Genomic DNA, 2,415 nt, shown 5'->3' on the forward strand with positions numbered 1-2,415 from the left:
GTCCAGCATCTCGCTGAGGCGCTTCTCGGCTTTGGCTTCGCGATGGTCGCCATCTGCTGGGCGTGGATCAACTTCTCGTGGTTTTCCTCTGCCTATGACACCGACGACTGGTTCTATCGAATCTCGACGATGGTGCAGATGGTCGGTGTCATCGTGCTGGCGCTCGGCCTTCCGGCGCTCTTCCAGTCGCTTGACGAGGGTGTCCACGTCGACAGCCGACTTGTCGTCGCCGGGTATGTGGTGATGCGCGTCGCAAGCATTGCGCAGTGGCTCCGCGTGTGGGTGCAGGATCCCTCCGGACGCCGCACGGCGCTCACGTACGTGCGCTGGGTGAGTCTGGCGCAGGTTGGCTGGATCATTCTGGCGATCATCGACCTGCCCCTTGTTCCCACGGTTGTGCTGTCGGTCGTGCTTTTTATTGTCGAGTTCACCGGCCCGGTCTTCGCGGAACGTGGGACGCGCGGTACACCGTGGCATCCGCACCATATCGCCGAGCGCTATGGACTCCTCGTGATCATCGCCCTGGGCGAGGGTGTTTTCGGCACGGTCACGACGGTCTCCGCGATCATCGAACGCGAGAGCTGGAGTGCGGAAACGGTCATTGTCATCGTCGCCGGCATCGGGCTGACGTTCGGGATGTGGTGGATGTACTTCTTGCTTCCCTCCGGAATCCTGTTGGCCCACCGCAGGGGAAAACGGTTTGTCTGGGGTTACGGGCACATCCTCGTCTACTCATCGATCGCGGCGATGGGCGCTGGGCTGCACGTCGTGGCCTACGTGATCGAGGGCGAGTCACCCATCGGCACGCTCGGGGCGGTCCTCGCCGTCGCGATACCCGTGGCGATCTATTCGTTCACCCTCTTCGCTCTGTATCAGTACCTGCTTGAGGAGTGGGACTCCCTGCACCTCGGCCTCATAGTCGCTGCACTTCTCGTGCTCGCGATCGCCGCCGGGCTGGCCGCCGTCGGGGCGTCCCTCGGTATCTGCCTCATCATCGTGACGCTCTCGCCTGTTGTCGTTGTCGTCGGCTTCGAGACCGTGGGGCACCGCCACCAAGCCGCAGTGCTGGAGCGGCTCGACGCGAGCACTACCGACGCGAGCACTACCGAGGCGTAGTCCCGGTGACTGGTTAATCCGGTGGCGCGATTTGGCACCAAAGTGGCGCGATCTGTCATTGACGCCCGGTGCGCAGTCGGCGACGCTGGTAGTTCGTCGTCGGTCGTGCCGGCACCCAGCAGAATCAGGATTGACTATGACCACTGTTCTCGTCACCGGAGCCTCCGGCTTCATCGCCAAACACATTGTGCGCGAACTCCTCGAAAACGACTACACCGTGTGCGCCTCAGTTCGATCACAGCGAGGGCGCGATCAACTCACCGCACTTTTTCCGGATGCTCAACTCACCTTTGTCACCCTGGACCTCATGAAAGACGACGGTTGGGCCGAGGCCTTTGAGGGTGTCGACGTGTTGTTGCACACAGCCTCCCCCTTCCCGTCGGAGGCCCCCACCGACCCGGAGGAGCTTATCCGGCCGGCCGTCGATGGAACCATGCGTGCCCTCCAGGCAGCGCACAGTGCGGGCGTGCGACGCGTTGTCCTGACGTCAAGCTGTGCAGCGATTTACAAGGACAAAACCAAGCCCAAGATGGCGATTTCGACCCGTGACAACTGGACCGATCCGACCGGTCCCGACACTGCGGCGTATGAGGCGTCCAAGACCCTGGCCGAGCGGGCGGCATGGGATTTCGTCGCCCTGCACCCGGAAATGAAGCTCACCACGATTAATCCCGGGGGCGTGTTCGGCCCGCCGATGGACGAGCACTTTGGGGCGTCCCTGTTCTACATCGAGCAGTTTTTGTCGGGCGGGCTCCCCGGCGTGCCTCACATGAACGCACCGGGCGTTGACGTACGCGACGTGGCTCGCATGCACGTGCGCGCCATTGACAACGAAGCCACGGTGGGCCTTCGGTTTCCGGCCGTGGCCGGTGTCGAGTACCTGGTCGACCTCACCAAGACCCTCAAGGAGGCCTACCCGGACCACAAAATTCCGACCCGTGAGTTGCCGAGTTGGCTCCTGCGCTTCACGAGCCTGTTCATCCCTGTGCTTCGGGCCGCTACCAACGACCTGGGCCGCAACATGGCCGTCGTGGGGACAGACGCCCCCGAGGTGATGGGGTTCGAGTACATCCCCCTCCACGAGTCGGTGAGGGCCTCCGCCCAATTCCTCGTTGAACAGGGCAAGTAATGGCTGACACACTCGACTCGGTACGGCAGCCTCTGGGGGCGCAGGCCCTGTGAGTGCGTTCCTCCCTTCGAACCTCAATTGCGCAGACGGCTGGCGGAGCTGCAGCCCGGCGCGTCCGTGGCGGACCGGGTTCGTTCGGCCCTCGTGGAAATGCTCCCGACCGGTGACGC

At 63.4% G+C, this 2,415-nt stretch carries 2 protein-coding genes; both read left to right on the plus strand.

Annotated elements, in window-relative coordinates:
* The coding region (locus tag JF66_RS18160; RefSeq protein WP_035880222.1) for a low temperature requirement protein A at positions 1-1,116 on the plus strand (1,116 nt) is incomplete at its 5' end.
* A gap of 136 nt (positions 1,117-1,252) precedes the next feature.
* Positions 1,253-2,245, plus strand: a complete 993-nt coding sequence (locus JF66_RS18165; protein ID WP_035880223.1) for an NAD-dependent epimerase/dehydratase family protein — start codon at positions 1,253-1,255, stop codon at positions 2,243-2,245.
* Positions 2,246-2,415 lie beyond the last annotated feature (170 nt).

The organism is Cryobacterium sp. MLB-32 (assembly GCF_000738085.1).
Lineage (GTDB): Bacteria > Actinomycetota > Actinomycetes > Actinomycetales > Microbacteriaceae > Cryobacterium.

Bases quoted from the DNA above. Each gene is read 5' to 3' on its own strand.
- JF66_RS18165 (WP_035880223.1), top strand. From the start codon at position 1,253: ATGACCACTGTTCTCGTCACCGGAGCCTCCGGCTTCATCGCCAAACAC.